This is a genomic window from Halorubrum ezzemoulense DSM 17463 (assembly GCF_002114285.1).
GTDB classification, from domain to species: domain Archaea; phylum Halobacteriota; class Halobacteria; order Halobacteriales; family Haloferacaceae; genus Halorubrum; species Halorubrum ezzemoulense.
Window position 1 is genome coordinate 37,157 of sequence record NZ_NEDJ01000005.1, and the last position, 17,505, is coordinate 54,661.

Genomic DNA, 17,505 nt, shown 5'->3' on the forward strand with positions numbered 1-17,505 from the left:
GGGTCAGATCGACGTGTCCTCCGGCGGTTTGGTGGCGAGGTTGGTGATTCCGTACGCCGCCAGTAGCAGCAGCCCCAGCAGGATGGTGTACGACCGGACGCTGAGGCTTATCAGCGTCTCGTGGACGACCTGTCCCTCTCCCGACACCGGGTGCGGCGCCCCCGCGATTATCTCGAGCAGCCCCATCCCGACCGTGCCGATCAGGATGAGCGCGCCGCCGCCGTACAGTCCGACTCGTTCCATGGTAGTGAGTTGGCTCATGCGTCGTCACCTCGTTAGCCGATTAAGTACCGCAGCCGCGGGTGGTCCCTGACGAACGACGTCTTCGCGAGGTAGGCGTCGACGCCGAGCACGCGCCCGGCCCCGAGCGTGGCGATCATCGCGAAGATCAGCAGCCCGAGCAGGTCGCCGGTGATCACGCCGTGGGCCCAGCCGCCGGTCTCGCCGTTGATGAAGTAGAAGAACGTCATCAGGAACGCGCCGAAGAACGCCGCCAGCCGCGTCAGCGCGCCGACGATCAGCCCCAACCCGATCAGCGTCTGTCCCAAGGGGACCATGATGTTCGTGAACGACAACAGGATCCCGTCGGAGAACAGCGTGACCACCGGGCCGAGGCTCGTCTGCGCCGCCGCGCCGCCGACGAACCAGCTCGCGTCGAACGGCCACGCGAGGAACTTGTCGAGTCCCGCGTGGAGGAACCACCACCCGACGATCAGACGCAAGACGACGAGCCAGTAGGCGAAGCGCGACTCCTCGACCGGGAACGATACGTCTCTGCCCAGCAGCTGCGTTTGGATGTTCGTGACCATGCGTAACCTCGGTTGCGAAAATGTTCGGTTAGGATATATAAACCTATCTCCAATGTCACCGACGAGTAATTCGCGAACCGCGGACTACTCCTTCCGTCTCACCGTTCCGCCGCCGAGCCCCTCCCACTCAACTCGCTAGCCGAGCGTCGAGAGGGTTGCGCTCGCGTCGTCGACGCCGTACTCGTCCAGCGTCGCCTCCACCGTGGACAGCGCCGCCCCGTCGTCGATATCGTCGTCGATTCGCTCCAACACCGCCGGTCTGACCAGCGTGCGGCCGACGAGCTCGTGGGCGGGGAACGGCCCGCCCTCCACCGCCGCCTCGCTCACGCCGTGTCGGTCGGCGAGGTCCCGCAGGGGGAGCACGTCGTCCGCCGGTTCGAAGGCGTCCGGGAGGGCGGCGGCGGCGTCCGCGACGAACTCGGCCTCGTACTCGCGGAGCACGTCGACCACGTCCTTCACGCGGACCGCGCCCGAGTAGGTGACGACGCGGTGGTCGCGTGCGGCTACCTCCTCGCCGACGCCAAGGCTCTCGTCGACCGCGACGAGCAGGTCCACGTCCTCCACGTCAGCGAGTTGGCCGAGCTTCTTCTCGACGTACTCGGGGGTCCAGAAGCCCATGACCTCGAAGAACAGCCGGAAGTCGGCGTGGTCGTAGTCGAACGCGAAGTCCGGGATCATGACGCTCGCGCCGGTTTCGAGGGGTTCCGGCTCGCGGACGAGGGTCCAGTCGAGGTCGAGCCCGCGGAACCGACCGGCGAAGTCCGCTTCGACCCCGCTGTCGAAGTCGGGCTCCGCCACCGGCTCCACGTCGGGCACGGTCACGTCGCCGTCCGAGAGCCGCATCGTTCGCTCGCGGCCGCGGTCGTCGATCGTCGCCTCCAGCGACCACTCGGCGGACTCCGCGGCGGTCCGGAGCAGTCTCGCGAAGGCGGTCCCGTACCGTCGGGTGCGCGAGAACAGCGCGTCAGGCCCGGTGACGACGAGCTCCCGGCCCTCGGGAGTCTGCTCCAGTTCGTACATCAGCCGCAGGCGCTTCACCGCCGAGACGAGCCGCTTCGGGTCGTTCGACCGCACTCTGACCTCGGTGGCGTCGAACAGCGTAGTCTGGGCCAGAGAGAGGTCGTACTGCTCCAGCAGCGTGTCGGGGTCCCAGCGCACGTCGGCGTCGACGAGTACCCGATTCACGTCGCGGTCGGCGTACAGCGACGCCGACACGTCCCTCGAGTCGATCCCAACCGCGTCGGCCGCTCGATCTATCGCGGTCTCTCGATCCGCCTCGCTCGCGACGCCGACCGCCTCCGCGGCCTCGAACGCGGCCCGCCGGACGCGACGCGGCGGGACGGCCGCGCGCGTCTCGAACTCGCACTCGCGCTCGACGAGCGCCGCCAGCCCGCGGACGAGCTTGAAGTCGCCGTTCCGCGCGGCCGCGTCGGCCTCCAAGTCCGCCAGCGCGTCGTCGAGGTCGCCGCGGCGCTCGCCGACGTGCGACTCGAACGCCCCGAAGACGCGCGCCGCGAGCGGCCGATGTTCCCGCCCGGTGAACTGCGGGCGGTAGCCGCCGCCCGCCCGGGAGACGCGCAGGAGGTCCTTCCGTAGCACGGCGGCGGCTACGGGCGTGGCGGCCTAAAACCGGCCGGGTTCGACGCTCCCGCGCCGACGCGCGCTTCCGGCCGCGGCTCGCCCGCATCGGCCCCTCCGCCCGCATCAGTCGTCGTCCGTGGTCTCCGGGGTGAACGTCACTCCCTCGACCTCGATCCGCTCCGGCACGCGGCTCGTGTCGTGGGTCCCGACCGGCGGGAGGTTCACGTTCGCGGCCGGCGACGCGTCGAGGTCCGTCCCCTCCGATCCCGCTATCGACGCCATGTCGCCGTCCGCGTCTCGGGCGTCCTGATCGATCCGCATCGAGCAGAACTCCGCGCCGCACATCGAGCAGAAGCGGGCCTCCTTGTAGTTGTCTCCCGGAAGCGTCTGGTCATGGTACGACCGCGCGCGCTCGGGGTCGAGCGCGAGGTCGAACTGGCGCCGCCAGTCGAACTCGTACCGCGCCTCAGAGAGCGCGTCGTCCCAGTCGCGCGCGCCGGGGAGGTCGTTCGCCACGTCGGCCGCGTGCGCCGCGATCCGATACGCGGCGAGACCGTCCCGCACGTCCTCGGGCTCCGGCAGTCCGAGGTGCTCCTTCGGCGTCACATAGCACAGCATGGCCGCGCCGGCCCGCGCGGCCTCGGTCGCGCCGATCGCGCTCGTGATGTGGTCGTACCCCGGCGCCACGTCCGTCACCAGCGGGCCGAGGACGTAGAACGGCGCTCCGTCGCACACCGCCTGCTGCCGCTCGACGTTCTCCGCGATATCGTCCAGCGGGACGTGGCCGGGGCCCTCCACCATTACCTGGACGCCGTGGTCCCACGCGGTCCGCGTGAGGTCTCCGAGGGTGTCGAGCTCGGCGAACTGCGCCTCGTCGCTCGCGTCGGCCACACAGCCCGGCCGGAGGCCGTCCCCGAGAGAGACCGTCACGTCGTGTTCGGCGAATGTCTCACATATTGCCTCGAAATTCGCGTACAGCGGGTTCTGCGACCCGTTCTCCTCCATCCACTGCGCGAGGATCGACCCCCCTCGCGAGACGATCCCCGTCTTCCGGCCGTCGGTCAGCGGGAGGTGTCCCATCAGTATCCCCGCGTGGACCGTCATGTAGTCGACGCCCTGCCGCGCCTGTTTCTCGATGACGTCGAGCAGGAGCTCGCGGGTGATCGCCTCGGCGGACTCGGCCCGCTTGACCGCCTCGTAGATCGGGACCGTCCCGACCGGCACCGGCGAGTGCGCGACGTTGGCCTCGCGGGTCGCGTCCAGCTCGTCGCCCGTCGAGAGGTCCATCACCGTGTCGGCGCCGTAGTGGACCGCCGCGTGGAGCTTTTCGAGCTCCTCCTCCCGGCCGCTCGTCGTCTCGCTGTTCCCGATGTTCGCGTTGACCTTCGTGGCGAACGCCCGGCCGATGACCATCGGGTCGAGCGCGTCGTGCGCGTGGTTGTTCGGAATCACCGCGCGCCCCTCGGCGACCGCCTCGCGAACGAACTCCGGGTCGCGGTTCTCGCGCGCCGCCGCGCGTTCGATCGCGGAGGTGACCTCGCCGCGTCGCGCCCGCTCCATCTGTGTCGCTGGCATAATTACCCGGTAATACCACTAACTAATATATTCTGTGGTAAACGGCTCGGCGCACCGAGTCGGCGCCCGGGTGCGACACGCTTAACCCCGAAACCCGCGGATCGGAGAGTAATGAGTACCGACGCGGCGGGCGACGCCGAGTCCGACGACGCCGCTTCCGGGGACCCCACCGACTCCGAGGCGTTCGTCCGCACCTGCGAACACCTCGTCGACAGGATCCTCGACGGCGAGATCGAGCGCGACGACCTCGAACGCGCCAAGCTCGACGCCTGCTCGGAGTTCGGCTCCCCCAAGGTGCCGAAGAACACCGAGATCCTCGACCACGCACCGACGGAGCACCGCGACGACGTGATCGAGGTGGTCCAGCGCAAGCCCGTCCGGACCGCGTCCGGGGTCTCCCCCGTGGCGATCATGACTTCCCCCGAACTGTGCCCGCACGGGAAGTGCCTCTACTGCCCGGGCGGCCCGGCCTCAGAGTTCTCCTCCGCGCAGTCGTACACGGGCCACGAGCCCGCGGCGGCCCGCGGCGAGCAGAACGACTACGACCCGTACGGGCAGGTCACGCTCCGGCTCGAACAGCTCCGCAAGATCGGCCACCCCGTCGACAAGGTGGAGCTCATCCTCATGGGCGGGACGATGACCGCGCGCTCGCACGACTACCAGGAGTGGTTCGTCAAGCGCGCGCTCCAGGCGATGAACGACTACGACCTCGACAAGGAGCCGGAGCCCGCGGAGGGCGAGTCGTTCGCGCCCGCGCCCGAGGAGACCGAGTTCGAGTACCTCGAAGACGTGATCGCCGAGAACGAGACGAATCCGATCCGCAACATCGGCACCACCTTCGAGACGAAGCCCGACTGGTGCGACCCGGAGCAGATCGACCGGATGCTCGACCTCGGCGGCACGAAGGTCGAGGTCGGCGTCCAGACCACCTACGAGCGGATCAACCGCGAGATGCACCGCGGCCACGGCAACGAGGCGAGCCGGAACGCCAACCGCCGCCTGCGCGACGCCGCGTTCAAAATCGGCTTCCACATGATGCCGGGCCAGCCCGGGATGACCCGCGAGATGTGTCTGGAGGACTTCCGGCAGCTGTTCGAGAACCCCGACTGGCGCCCCGACTACCTGAAGATCTACCCCACGCTCGTCGTCGAGGGGACGCGGGTGTACGACCGGTGGCGGCGCGACGACTTCGACCCGCTCACGAGCGAGGAGGCGGCCGACCTCGTCGCCGACGTGATGGACCTGATCCCGAAGTACACGCGGCTCCAGCGCGTCCAGCGCGACATCCCGGCCGACTTCATCGACGCGGGCGTCCAGAAGTCGAACCTCCGACAGCTCGCCGCCCAGCGCGCCGAGGAGAAGGGGATCGTCCAGCGCGACATCCGCGCCCGCGAAGTCGGCCACAACGACGCCGACCCGGACCCGGACGACGTGGAACTCTCGGTCACCACCTACGAGGCCGGCGGCGGCACGGAACACTTCATCGCCTTCGAGGACCCCGTGCGCGACCTGCTCGTCGGCTTCTGTCGGCTTCGGTTCCCCTCGTTCGCCCCCGACCAGCCGGGCGCGCCGGGAACCGAGAGCGACCCGATCCGGCCGGAGCTCGAAGACGCCGCGCTGATCCGCGAGCTCCACGTGTACGGCACCGAGGTCGGCATCGGCGGCGACGGCGACTGGCAGCATAAGGGGTACGGGACGAAGCTGCTCGAACGCGCCGAGGAGCTCTCTCGCGACGCGGGCTACGACAAGGTCGCGGTCATCTCCGGCATCGGCGCCCGCGAGTACTACCGCAACAAGCTCGGTTACCGGCAGGACGGGCCGTACGTGTCGAAGCGGCTGTAGGCCCTCGGCCGACCGAACCCACGCCCGCTTCCGTCGGGAGTCGCTCCCCCGTCGCGTACCGTCGTCGACTGACGTTTCTGGCGACCACCGCCTTTCTGTTTACTTGGATTTAGATTAGTACAGAGTCATTCATTGATGAAAATTTATACTCTATCAGGATACAATATCGGTACCTCGTCACATGAGGACTACTCACATGAACTTCGAACGACGAACTTTCGTGAAGGGGGTCGCCGGCCTCGCTGCACTCGTCCGCGAACTCGAACCGAACGCGAATGCGAGCCGGATCGAGCAGGCGATCCAGAAGGGCGCCGAGGGGGCGAACGGCAAGAGCGACTCGGAGTTCGGTGCCGGGATCATCAACGCGCTCAACACCGTCGAGCGCCTCGGCAGCGGCAAGGGGAAAGGCAACGGTAACTGACGCGCGGGGAGCCGACCGTCGCGCTGAATCCCACAACGACACGCCTTTTTCCGCCCCGGCGGTCTCTATCACGTATGGACCAGAAGCGGGAGCTGTCGAGCATCGACCTCGCGGCCCTCGTCACCGAGCTGAATCGGTACGAGGGCGCGAAGGTCGACAAGGCGTACCTCTACGACGACGACCTGCTCCGGCTGAAGCTGCGCGACTTCGACCGCGGTCGCGTCGAGCTCATGATCGAGGTCGGAGAGATCAAACGCGCGCACGCCGCCGACCCAGACCACGTCGCGGACGCGCCGGGCCGCCCGCCGAACTTCGCGAAGATGCTCCGGAACCGGCTGTCCGGCGCGGACTTCGCGGGCGTCGAGCAGTACGAGTTCGACCGCATCCTCACCTTCGAGTTTGAGCGCGAGGACCAGAACACGACGCTCGTCGCCGAGCTGTTCGGGCAGGGCAACGTCGCCGCGCTCGACGAGACGGGCGAGGTGATCGGGGCGCTGTCGACGGTCCGGCTGAAGTCCCGGACGGTGGCGCCCGGCTCGCAGTACGAGTACCCTGCCTCGCGGCTCAACCCCCTTGACGTGAGCCGCGGCGGGTTCGACCGGCACATGCGCGAGTCGGACAGCGACGTGGTGCGCACCCTCGCCACCCAGTTGAACCTCGGCGGCCTCTACGCCGAGGAGGTGTGTACCCGCGCCGGCGTGCCGAAGGAGACGCCCATCGAGGAGGCGACGGACGACCAACTCGGGGCGCTCCACGACGCCCTCTCCCGGATCGACGAACGGCTTCGCTCGGGCGACATCGACCCCCGAGTGTACGAGGAATCGATCGACGGCGACGGGAGCGACGGCGGCGCCGATGACGCCGACCCCCGCGTGGTCGACGTGACCCCCTTCCCGCTCGCGGAGCACGAGGACCTGCCGAGCGTGGGGTTCGACTCCTTCAACGCCGCCGTCGACGAGTACTTCCACCGGCTGGGGAGCGAGGAGACTGGCGACGGCGAGGCCCCCGCCGACGCGAGCGCCTCCCGCCCGGACTTCGAGGAGGAGATCGCCAAACAGGAGCGGATCATCGAACAGCAGCGCGGCGCGATCGAGGGGTTCGAGGAACAGGCGCAGGCGGAGCGCGAGCGCGCGGAGCTGCTGTACGCGAACTACGACCTCGTCGACGAGGTGATCTCGACGGTGCGGGAGGCCCGCGAGAACGAGGTGCCGTGGGACGAGATCGCGGAGACGCTCGACGCCGGCGCGGAGCGGGGGATTCCGGCCGCGGAGGCCGTCGTCGACGTCGACGGCGGCGAGGGGACGGTAACGGTGGAACTCGAGGACGATGACGGCGACCCCGTCCGCGTCGAGGTCGACGCGAGCGAGGGCGTCGAGGTCAACGCCGACCGCCTCTACCGGGAGGCGAAACGCGTCGAGGAGAAGAAGGAGGGGGCGATGGCGGCGATCGAGTCCACCCGCGAGGAGCTGGAGGCGGTCAAGGAACGGAAGGCGGAGTGGGAGGAACAGCAGGCGGCCGACGACGGCGGCGAGGAAGAGGGCGACGACGAGGACGACGACGAGGCGTACGAGACCGACTGGCTCTCCCGCTCTTCGATCCCGATCCGCAGCCCGGACGACTGGTTCGAGCGGTTCCGCTGGTTCCGCACCTCGACCGGCTACCTCGTCATCGGCGGGCGCAACGCCGACCAGAACGAGGAGTTGGTGAAGAAGTACATGGGTAAACACGATCGGTTCTTCCACACGCAGGCGCACGGGGGGCCGGTGACGATCCTCAAGGCCTCGGGCCCGTCGGAGTCGGCCGATCCGGTCGACTTCTCGGAGGAGACCCTGCGGGAGGCCGCGCAGTTCGCCGTCTCCTACTCGTCTGACTGGAAGGACGGCCGCGGCGCGGGCGACGCGTACATGGTCGACCCCGACCAGGTGTCGAAGACCCCCGAGAGCGGCGAGTACATCGAGAAGGGGAGCTTCGTGATCCGCGGCGACCGGACGTACTTCGAGGACGTCCCCTGCCGGATCGCCGTCGGCGTCCAGTGCGAGCCGGTCACCCGCGCCATCGGCGGCCCGCCGTCGGCCGTCGTCGACCGCGCGGCCGCGCACCTCACCTTCGAACCGGGGATGTACGCGCAGAACGACGCCGCGATGATGGCGTACCGGAATCTGAAAGAGCGGTTCGCGGACCAGTCGTTCGTGCGGAAGGTCGCGAGCGCGGACCAGCTACAGGAGTTCCTCCCGCCGGGCGGATCGGACATCGTCGACTGAGGCCCCCCGTCGACCGCGGAACGATTCTTCTCCCCGAGCGCGACGTTTTCAAGCCTCCGCGACCGAGGCGAGGCTATGACCTTCGAATCGCTGCCGGAGGGGTGGCGGGTGTGGAACGAGGAGCCCAGCGGCCGGGCGATCCTCGTCTACCGCCCCGACGTCTTCGGGAGCGGCGACCGCCCGGACGAGTGTCTCCCGACGATCTACCTGACGAACGGCTCCCGCAACGCGCGGCCCGGCTCGGGCCAGTACGCGACTGACGAGTGGCACGTCGTCCTCTTCTTGGAGCCCGAAATCGAGGCGGTCGCGGAGACGCACGAGAGCCGCGAGGCGGGCGCGGCCAGCGCGGTCGATGTCGCGGAACGGTTCGTCGCGGGCGAGATCGATTACCGGGACGCGTATCAGGTGCCCCGCGAGGCGTACTTCGCGCGCCTCGACGAGTTCGTCGGTGCTGAAGAGGGGGCGTAACGACGCGCCGGCGAGCCGAGCTTTATCCACGATCGCGTATATCATCGCACGATTAGCGGAGCGATACGCCACGAACACGAGGATTTTTATCGCCGCCCGCCTCACCCTCGCGTACATGAACGCCGGTGGGGACTACGGCGGCGACGAACCGCGAGAGAAGTGCGGCGTCGTCGGCGTCTCGCTCGAGGACCGGGAGGCCGCGCGACCGCTGTACTACGCGCTGTACGCGCTCCAACACCGCGGCCAGGAGTCGGCCGGCATCGTCACGCACGACGGGTTCCAGCAGCACAGCCACGTCGAGCGCGGCCTCGTCGGCGACGCCTTCGAGGAGGGCGACCTCGCGTCGCTGTCGGGCGGCACGGGCATCGGCCACGTCCGCTACCCGACCGCCGGGAGCCTCGACAAGAGCTGCGCGCAGCCCTTCTCGGTGTCGTTCAAGTCCGGCTCACTCGGGCTCTCCCACAACGGGAACCTCGTCAACGCCGACGAAGTGCGCGAGGAGCTCGCGGCCGCGGGCCACGCGTTCACCTCCGACGGCGACACCGAGGTGATCGCCCACGACCTCGCGCGGAACCTCCTCGAAGAGGACCTCGTGCGGGCGGTCAAACACACGATGAACCGCATCCACGGCTCCTACTCGCTGGCGATCACCCACGACGACACCGTGCTGGGCGTCCGCGACCCGCTTGGCAACCGCCCGCTGTGTCTCGGGAAGATCGACGGCGGCTACGTCCTCGCCAGCGAGTCGGCCGCCATCGACACGCTCGACGGGGAGCTAATCCGCGACGTCCGGCCCGGCGAGCTCGTCGTCCTCGACCCCGACGGCACCGGCTACGACACGTATCAGTTGGTCGAGCGCGACGCGACCGCCCACTGTTTCTTCGAACACGTCTACTTCGCGCGCCCCGACTCCGTCATCGACGAGAGCCTCGTGTACGAGGTGCGCCGGAAGCTCGGCCGGAAGCTCTGGGAGGAGTCCGGCGTCGAGTCCGACGTGGTGATGCCCGTCCCCGACTCCGGGCGCGCCTTCGCCTCCGGCTACGCGGACGCGGCGGGCGAGACCACGGCCGCCGGCGAACCGCGGCCGGCGGACGACGGCGGCGTGGAGTTCGCCGAGGGGCTGATGAAGAACCGGTACGTGGGCCGGACGTTCATCATGCCGACGCAGGACGAGCGCGAGCGCGCCGTCCGGCTGAAGCTGAACCCGATCCGGTCGACCGTGGAGGGGAAGTCGGTCACCATCATCGACGACTCCATCGTCCGCGGGACGACATCGACGCAGCTCGTCGAGCTGGTCCGCGAGGCCGGCGCCGAGGAGGTCCACCTCCGGATCGGCGCGCCGCCGATCCTCGCCCCCTGCTACTTCGGCATCGACATGGCCACGCGCGACGAACTCATCGCCGCCGACGCCTCGACCGAGGAGATCCGCGAGGAGGTGGGCGCCGACTCGCTCTCGTACCTCTCCATCGACGCGGTCGCGGAGGCGCTCGGCGAGAGCCGCGCGGACCTCTGTCTCGGCTGCGTCACCGGCGAGTACCCCTTCGACGTCGAGGGCGAGGCGACCGACCGCGATGTCGACGCGCCGGTGTCGGACCCGACGCCGGCGGACGACTGACCCTTCCGACTCGGCGCCGGCCCCGCACACGTTCGCCGCCGGGCCGCCCGCTCGGAACGTATCGGGGGCTTAAATACGATCACGGTCAGAGGTGCGAGCATGACAGGGAACACCGACGCCGCCGAGGACGACGCCGCGTCGATGAGCCGCCGCGGATTCTTCCGCGCCGGGGCCGCCGGAGCGGCGGTCGCGGCGGGGGTCGCGGCCGGAAGCGGGACCGCCGCCGCCCAGTACGACGGGTGGCTCGAGGGCGTCAGCAACTACGACGGTACTCACGACTACCGCGGGCAGGACGAGGTCACCGTCTCGGTCGGCGCGGGCGAGAACGGGCTCCGCTTCGGCCCCGCCGCCATCCTCATCGACCCGGGCGCGACCGTCGTCTGGGAGTGGACCGGACAGGGCGGCGGTCACAACGTCGTCGCGGACGATGGCACGTTCGACAGCGGCTCGCCCGTCTCGGAGGAGGGCACGACCTTCGAGTACACCTTCGAGGACGCGAGCGACGGCGACACGTTCAATTACCTCTGTGAACCCCACCGGGCGGTCGGAATGAAGGGCGTCGTGGCTGTCGGGTCCGTCGACGACGACCTCGTCGACCCGCAGGCCGAGGGCGGCTCCGGCAGCGGCGGTGGCTCTGGCGGCGACGGTGGCTCCAGGAGCGGCGACTCGGGCGGGTCCGACGGCGGTCTCTCCGCGAGCGACATCGGAACGCTGGCGCTCGGGTTCGGCTTCGCCGGCGCGCTGCTCGTCCCGCTGTTCTACGCGGCACACAAGAAGGCAGAGCGGAACGCGTAGTCCTCTTCTCGCGTCTTTCCTCAGTAGATGTGGTACAGCAGCAGGTACACGCCGATCCCCATCGTGAAGGAGATCAGCCAGAGGACGGCGCCGACGAACCCGACCTGCGAGTGCCGCGTCTGATAGAGGTCCGCGTACGGGCGCGTCGCCGAGAGGAACAGCGCGTGGAAGACGAAGGGGACGCAGACGATCGCGAGCAGGATGTGGATCGCGAGGAAGGGGAGGTACACGTACGAGTAGACGAGCTCCGGCCCGGGGAACTCGGTGGTGCCGACGTGGATCAGTCGGTAGAGGTACGCCCCGAGGAACGCGGCGAACAGCGCGAACGAGGTCACCATGAAGTTCCGATGACGCGTCACGTTCCCGCGGGAGATCGCCCGCCAGCCGAGCAGGATCGTTGCGATCGCCGTCGCGGAGACGGCGGCGTTGAAGTGCGGGATCGCGGCGAGGACGGCGTCGCTCGCGCGCGGGAGCAGCGAACTCGGGATCACGCCGCCCACCGCGCCGAAGACGAGCGCGAGCGCGACGCCGGAGGCGACGGCGGTCAACACGGAGACGTTCTCGCGGGCCCAGTCGGACATGCCAGGACGGAGGGACGCGACCCCCAAACGCGTGCCGGTTGCGGTCGACGCGTTCCGGTCGCGGTCGCCGGATCGGGACGGCGGCGCGCCGCCCGCCGGTCTGCGAAACCCCGGCACGGCTCCCTCGAATGGAAGGGCTTTTAATTGGGGACAGGGTACGTGGAGACGCGACAGAACACCGCGAGCGTGGGTAGCCAAGCCAGGCCAACGGCGCAGCGTTGAGGGCGCTGTCCTGTAGAGGTCCGCCGGTTCAAATCCGGTCCCACGCATCGCTCGGGGCACACCCCCACCGATGCCGGTGTTGTCTCTACGACAGCACCCACGCACAATTCCTTTCGATGCTACGTAAGAAGTGACGACTACGATCGGAATGCTACGGTGGTGAACTGCCCCACAGCCCCGGCCGCTCGGTTATAAATCGTTACTCGTGGACCGGCGGCGACCACCTCCAAAGCCCCAGTCGCGAGGGCGGCGCAGGCGACGTAAGCACCGTTGTGAGTGAGCGAAGCGAACGAACGAGGAGCGCAGCGAGCGTGCGCCGCCCTCGCGACTGCCCGTTTGAGTCCCGCCCAGCACAGCACCGCGCCTCACGCCTCCCCAGCCTCGTCACCGGACGACGCCCGGTTGTAAGCGAGAGCGGGGCTCTCGCCCTGTCGGTGGTCCGGAGCGAAGCGGAGGACCACCGACTCCCTCGCGTGTGCTGGCTTCGCGGCCGCCGGGGGCGGTCGATCGCAGGCACGCGCCACCGCATCGGCTGTTTGTTGCTGATTGTCGCCTCGCCCGCGCGAACTGCCACCCTTTTAGTCGCGCGCCGTCGGAGTGTGGCGTAATGAGTACGGACGCGACCCCCGAGTACGACTACGAGGAACTGGGGCTCGTCGCCGGGCTGGAGATCCACCAGCAGCTCGACACCGAGACCAAGCTGTTCTGCGACTCCCCGACCGTCGAGCGCGACCCCGACGAGTCCGACCGGTCGATCACCCGACAGCTCCACCCGACGAAGAGCGAACTGGGCGAGCTGGACGACGCCGCGATGGAAGAGAGCCGCGTCGACCGCGAGTTCACCTATCTCGCGTACGACACGACCTGCCTCGTCGAGGAGGACGACGAACCGCCCCGCCGCGTCGACGGCGAGGCGCTCTCCGTGGCGCTCCAGATCGCCGACCTGCTCGACCTCTCGGTCGTCGACCAGGCGCACGTCATGCGGAAGCTCGTCATCGACGGCTCGAACACCTCCGGCTTCCAGCGCTCGATCCTCCTCGGGCAGGACGGCGAGATCGAGACGGAGTCCGGGTCGGTGTCGGTCGTCGACCTCATGCTCGAAGAGGAGTCCGCGAAGCGCGTCGAAGAGACGGACGACGGCGTCGTCTACTCGCTCGACCGGCTCGGCGTCCCCCTCGTCGAGATCGGGACGGGCCCGGACATCCGCAGCCCGGAGGGCGCGCGGCAGGCCGCCGAGCGCATCGGGATGCTGCTTCGCTCGACGGGTGCGGTCAAGCGCGGGCTCGGCACCATCCGGCAGGACGTGAACGTCTCCATCGCCGACGGCGCGCGCGTCGAGGTGAAGGGCGTTCAGGACCTCCAAGGGATCGAGGACATCGTCCGCGGCGAGGTGGGCCGACAGGCGGAGCTGCTCGAAATCCGCGACGAACTCCGCGAACGCGACGCGAGCGTCGGCGACGTGACGGACGCGACCGACGTCTTCGCCGACACCGAGTCGGGCGTCATCCGCGGCGCGCTCGACTCTGGCGGGAAGGTCACCGCGGTCCCGCTGTTCGGGTTCGACGGCCTCGTTGGCCGCGAACTCCAGCCCGACCGCCGGCTCGGCACGGAGCTGTCGGACCACGCGAAGCGCCACGGCGCGGGCGGCATCTTCCACACCGACGAACTGCCGGCGTACGGCGTCACCGAGGCGGAGGTCGACGCGCTACGCGATGCGGTCGGCGCGGGCGAGGCGGACGCGGTCGCCATCGTCGCGGCCGACCCGGAGACCGCCGACCTCGCGATCGAGGCGGCTGCGGAGCGCGCCGAGGCCGCGATGGAGGGCGTCCCCGAGGAGACCCGCGGCGCGAACGACGACGGCACGACCCGCTACCTCCGCCCCCTCCCGGGCGCCGCGCGGATGTACCCCGAGACGGACGTGCCGCCGGTGGAACCGGACCCCTCGGACGTGGAGACGCCGGAACTCCTCGACGAGAAGGCCGAACGGTACGCCGACGAGTTCGGCCTCGACGCCGGGCTCGCCGAGCAGGTCGCGTTCGGCCAGCGGTTCCCGCTGTTCGAGGCGGCGGTCGACCGCGGCGTCGACCCCACCTTCGCTGCGACGACGCTGGAGTCGACGACGACGGAGATCCGGCGCGACGGCGCGCCCGTCGAGCACCTCACCGACGACCACTTCCTCGCGCTGTTCGACCTCGTCGAGTCGGGCGACCTCGCGAAGGAGGGCGTCCCCGAGGTGCTGACGACGCTCGCCGAGGACCCCGATCTGACGGCGAGCGAGGCCGTCGAGGCGGCGGGCCTCTCGGGCGTGAGCGAGGCGGAGGTCCGCGAGGCGGTCGTTGAGGTCGTCGAGCGCAATGCGGACCAGATCGAGGCCGAGGGGATGGGGGCGTTCTCCGGGCTGATGGGCGAGGCGATGGGCGCGCTCCGCGGGAAGGCCGACGGGGAGGTCGTCTCCGACGTGCTTCGCGAGGAGATCGGCAAGCGCTCGTAACGCGTTCCGCGCGTCCCACACCGGTTAGGCCCCCTCTTTACGTGGCGCGAGTCCGTTATCGGAATTGAGGGTCATTTGATGGCAGACTCGCCTGTGGTCGACCAGTCGGACGATTCGTCCGCGTCGGACCGCGCGCCCGACCCGGCCGAGACGCAGACGGTCAGCGGCCGCGTCTCGGAGGTGACGAACCGCTTCGTTCACGCCGTCGAACTCGCCGCCGCGGCGCTGTTCGCGCTCCTGTTCGGTATCGGCGTCGTCGACCTCGCGATCCAGATCGTTGAGTCCGTCCCGACGGGAGAGATCACGAACCCGGAAGTGGTCATCGGCTTCATCGAGACGGGCCTCCTGCTGCTCATCATCGTCGAGGTGTACCAGACGGTCGTCGCGTACATCGAACAGAGCGACACCAGGCGGATCGTCAGGCTGGTGATCTACACCGGCGTCATCGCGATGGTCCGGAAGGTGATCATCTTCCGCACCACCGAGTACCCCTCGACGCAGGACGCGCTGTTCGCCGCCGTCTCCTACGGGACCGTAATGCTCGGGCTCGTGCTGCTGTTGTACGTCGAGCGCTCTGTCGGCGCCTCGCTGACGCCCGAGTGAGCCGCCGTCACTCGGTCAGCTCCTCGATCAACGTGTCGAGGTCGTACGTCGCCGGCGCGCGCGGCTCGTCGCGCAGCGCCGCGATGGTGAACGTCGAGTTCGTGCGCTCGACCTCGGGGATCGCCTCGAAGTCGCTGATGAGCCGCTCGACGGTGTCCGACGAGGAGAGTCGCGCGAGGACGACGAAGTCCGTCTCGCCCATCGTGAAGAACGCCTCCGTGACGCCCTCCACCGCCAGCAGCTCGTCCGCGAACTCCTCGTACGGACCCTCGTAGCTCGCGAGCACCTCGACGATGACGGTGACGCCGAGCCCGAGCGCCTCGTGGTCGAGGTCGTACAGGTCGTTCTCGATGACGCCGTCCTCCCGGAGGTTGTTCAGTCGGTAGTGGATCGTCGACACCGGAATCCCGGTCTCCTCGTGGAGCCGCTCCGGGCTCCCGGTACCGAGATCGGATATCGCCTTCAACAGCCGCACGTCGCGCTCGTCCATACCCCCGGATCGACCCCCGACCGGTTGTATATGTCGACCGACAGGGTTGGAGGATACTCCAAGATGTCGGCGCCGTTCGGGGCTCGAATCGGATCTAATTCGTATGTCTGATTCTTCGTTTCGAATAACGCACTATCCGAGAGAATAGTTTAACTACGTCTACGTCTTTCGAATTCATAACCAGTGAATCTCAGAAACCTCCTCTCTACTCCGGAAGCGGTCGTCGCCGCGTTCCTGCTGCTCGCAACGCTCTGGGGCACGTCCTTCGTCGCGATCGAGGCCGGCCTCCACTACTTCCCGCCGCTGTTGTTCGCCGGCGTCAGGTACGTCGTCGCCGGCGCGGTCGTGCTGGGCTACGCCGCGGTCGCCGCGGACCGGTGGATCCCGCGGGGCCGCGACGAGTGGCTCGGCGTCGCCGTCGCGGGCACGTTCGTGATCGCGGCGTATCACGGGTTCCTCTACCTCGGCGAGATCCGGATCTCCGGCGCGGTCGCCGCGGTCGTCGTGAGCCTCTCGCCGGTGTTGACTGCCGTCTTCGCGGCCGCGCTCCTCCCGAACGAACGCCTCGGCCCCGTCGAAATCGGCGGGTTCGCGCTCGGCGTCATCGGCGTGGCCGTGATCGCCGACCCGGCCGCGGCCGGGCTGGGCAGCGCGGCGGTCGTCGGCGTCGCGCTCGCGTTCGCCGGCGCGGCCGCCTTCTCTCTGGGCGCCGTCCTGCTGCGCCCGCTCCGCACCGACCTCCCGATCGCCGCGCTTCAGGGCTGGGCGATGGTGATCGGAGCCGGGCAGCTGCTCGTCGCGGCCGCCGCGATCGGCGAGTCGCCCGCCGCGATCGCCTGGAACCAGACGGCGATCGCCTCGCTCGCGTATCTGACGCTGCTCTCCGGCGTGGTCGCGTTCCTCCTGTACTTCGCGCTGCTCGACGCGGTCGGCCCGTCGCAGCTCCACCTCGTCGGCTACGCCGAGCCCGTCGTCGCCGCGGTCGGTAGCTGGGCCCTGCTCGGTCACCTCGTCGACGCCGAGGCGCTGATCGGGTTCGTCGCGATCCTCGCCGGCTTCCTCGTCTTAGAGCGCCGCGAGATTGCCGACTACGTCGGCGTCGACCGGTTGCGAGAGTAGCGGCTCACGGAGACGCCTCTCGCGGGTTCCGGTCGTTCACCCCTCGCGGATTTCGGCGACTCACCCCTCCACGTCTCGGCTCAGCCCCGCGCGGAGGTCGCGGCCGAAGTAGTGGCCGAGCAGCGCGAGCACCAGCCCGACGCCCCCGCCGACCGCGACGAGCGGGAGCCCCCACTGCGAGAGGTAGTCGATCCCGATCGGGAGGAAGCCAACGCCGAGGACGCTCGTCACCGCGCTCGCCGCGCCCGCGGCGGCGCCGGCGGTCCCGGTCTCGACGTAGCGGCGCGCCGACAGCACAAGGCCGAGCAGGAACGCGGCGACGAACACGCCGCCCGCGGTCCCGACCGTCCCGCCGATGAGCGGGATCAGGCCGCCGACGAACACGCCGACCGCGACCGCGACGAGCGCGAGACCGAACGCCTTCGCCGAGAACCACCGCCCCGAGACGCCGACCCGGCCGGCGTCCCCGGAGCCGGCCTCGCTCCCCGCCGTCGGCCCGGCGCCCGCGGCCCCGCCGGCGTCGGCCTCTGACTCTCCCTCGCCGCCCGCGAGGTCGTCGTCGAGGAGGTCGTCGAGGTCGTCCATCGGGTCGTCGGACGACTCGCGCTCCTTGGAGGGTTGCATACCGGACC

15 protein-coding genes, 1 tRNA gene and 1 pseudogene are annotated in these 17,505 nt (G+C 69.4%); 10 read left to right on the top strand and 7 right to left on the bottom strand.

Features of this window, described 5'->3' with window-relative positions; genetic code table 11:
- Positions 1 to 3: 3 nt before the first annotated feature.
- The 4 genes from B9H04_RS02775 to thiC form a co-directional block, all read right to left on the bottom strand.
- Positions 4 to 261, bottom strand: coding sequence for a hypothetical protein (locus B9H04_RS02775; protein WP_233125157.1), 258 nt, complete (start codon positions 259 to 261; stop codon positions 4 to 6).
- 14 nt (positions 262 to 275) lie between these two features.
- Positions 276 to 809 carry a DoxX family protein gene (locus B9H04_RS02780; protein ID WP_049929340.1) on the bottom strand — a complete coding sequence of 178 codons (534 nt, stop codon included), beginning with the start codon at positions 807 to 809 and terminating at the stop codon, positions 276 to 278.
- Between the two features lie 135 nt (positions 810 to 944).
- On the bottom strand, positions 945 to 2,408 hold the full coding sequence (locus B9H04_RS02785; protein WP_085682429.1) for a DUF790 family protein: 1,464 nt from the start codon (positions 2,406 to 2,408) through the stop codon (positions 945 to 947).
- Positions 2,409 to 2,513: 105 nt separating this feature from the next.
- Positions 2,514 to 3,950 (bottom strand): phosphomethylpyrimidine synthase ThiC, encoded by a 1,437-nt coding sequence (gene thiC / locus B9H04_RS02790; protein WP_080508526.1) that lies wholly within the window; start codon positions 3,948 to 3,950, stop codon positions 2,514 to 2,516.
- A gap of 126 nt (positions 3,951 to 4,076) precedes the next feature.
- Between thiC and B9H04_RS02795 the strand changes: the two genes are divergently transcribed.
- From B9H04_RS02795 to B9H04_RS02820, 6 genes and pseudogenes are all read left to right on the top strand, one after another.
- On the top strand, positions 4,077 to 5,807 hold the full coding sequence (locus tag B9H04_RS02795; protein WP_049929344.1) for a tRNA uridine(34) 5-carboxymethylaminomethyl modification radical SAM/GNAT enzyme Elp3: 1,731 nt from the start codon (positions 4,077 to 4,079) through the stop codon (positions 5,805 to 5,807).
- Between the two features lie 229 nt (positions 5,808 to 6,036).
- Positions 6,037 to 6,228, top strand: a pseudogene (locus B9H04_RS02800) (S8 family peptidase); the annotation flags it as partial.
- Positions 6,229 to 6,302: 74 nt separating this feature from the next.
- On the top strand, positions 6,303 to 8,489 hold the full coding sequence (gene rqcH, locus B9H04_RS02805; RefSeq protein ID WP_049929346.1) for a ribosome rescue protein RqcH: 2,187 nt from the start codon (positions 6,303 to 6,305) through the stop codon (positions 8,487 to 8,489).
- Positions 8,490 to 8,564: 75 nt separating this feature from the next.
- Complete coding sequence (locus B9H04_RS02810) at positions 8,565 to 8,957, top strand: DUF5820 family protein (protein ID WP_085682430.1); 393 nt, start codon at positions 8,565 to 8,567, stop codon at positions 8,955 to 8,957.
- Between the two features lie 115 nt (positions 8,958 to 9,072).
- On the top strand, positions 9,073 to 10,572 hold the full coding sequence (gene purF / locus B9H04_RS02815) for an amidophosphoribosyltransferase (RefSeq protein WP_049929348.1): 1,500 nt from the start codon (positions 9,073 to 9,075) through the stop codon (positions 10,570 to 10,572).
- Between the two features lie 99 nt (positions 10,573 to 10,671).
- On the top strand, positions 10,672 to 11,367 hold the full coding sequence (locus B9H04_RS02820; protein WP_049929349.1) for a halocyanin domain-containing protein: 696 nt from the start codon (positions 10,672 to 10,674) through the stop codon (positions 11,365 to 11,367).
- A 20-nt stretch (positions 11,368 to 11,387) separates the two neighbouring features.
- Here the strand turns inward: B9H04_RS02820 and B9H04_RS02825 are convergent, their stop codons facing one another.
- Entirely contained in the window at positions 11,388 to 11,948 is a 561-nt protein-coding gene (locus B9H04_RS02825; protein WP_049929351.1) for a DUF420 domain-containing protein, read from the bottom strand.
- Positions 11,949 to 12,132: 184 nt separating this feature from the next.
- Between B9H04_RS02825 and B9H04_RS02830 the strand changes: the two genes are divergently transcribed.
- The 3 genes from B9H04_RS02830 to B9H04_RS02840 all read left to right on the top strand — a co-directional run bounded on the left by B9H04_RS02830 (position 12,133) and on the right by B9H04_RS02840 (position 15,264).
- Positions 12,133 to 12,217 (top strand) — tRNA-Leu (locus B9H04_RS02830).
- Positions 12,218 to 12,777: 560 nt separating this feature from the next.
- Positions 12,778 to 14,661 (top strand): Glu-tRNA(Gln) amidotransferase subunit GatE, encoded by a 1,884-nt coding sequence (gatE, locus tag B9H04_RS02835; RefSeq protein ID WP_049929352.1) that lies wholly within the window; start codon positions 12,778 to 12,780, stop codon positions 14,659 to 14,661.
- Positions 14,662 to 14,739: 78 nt separating this feature from the next.
- On the top strand, positions 14,740 to 15,264 hold the full coding sequence (locus tag B9H04_RS02840) for a phosphate-starvation-inducible PsiE family protein (RefSeq protein ID WP_049929353.1): 525 nt from the start codon (positions 14,740 to 14,742) through the stop codon (positions 15,262 to 15,264).
- A 7-nt stretch (positions 15,265 to 15,271) separates the two neighbouring features.
- On the opposite strand, the gene B9H04_RS02845 is transcribed toward B9H04_RS02840, so the two are convergent.
- Entirely contained in the window at positions 15,272 to 15,754 is a 483-nt protein-coding gene (locus tag B9H04_RS02845; protein ID WP_049929354.1) for an Lrp/AsnC family transcriptional regulator, read from the bottom strand.
- Positions 15,755 to 15,937: 183 nt separating this feature from the next.
- Here B9H04_RS02845 and B9H04_RS02850 point away from each other — a divergent pair, with 183 nt between their 5' ends.
- Complete coding sequence (locus tag B9H04_RS02850; protein WP_049929356.1) at positions 15,938 to 16,873, top strand: DMT family transporter; 936 nt, start codon at positions 15,938 to 15,940, stop codon at positions 16,871 to 16,873.
- Positions 16,874 to 16,933: 60 nt separating this feature from the next.
- Here B9H04_RS02850 and B9H04_RS02855 read toward each other — a convergent pair whose 3' ends face one another.
- Positions 16,934 to 17,497 (bottom strand): hypothetical protein, encoded by a 564-nt coding sequence (locus tag B9H04_RS02855; protein ID WP_085682431.1) that lies wholly within the window; start codon positions 17,495 to 17,497, stop codon positions 16,934 to 16,936.
- Positions 17,498 to 17,505: the final 8 nt, after the last annotated feature.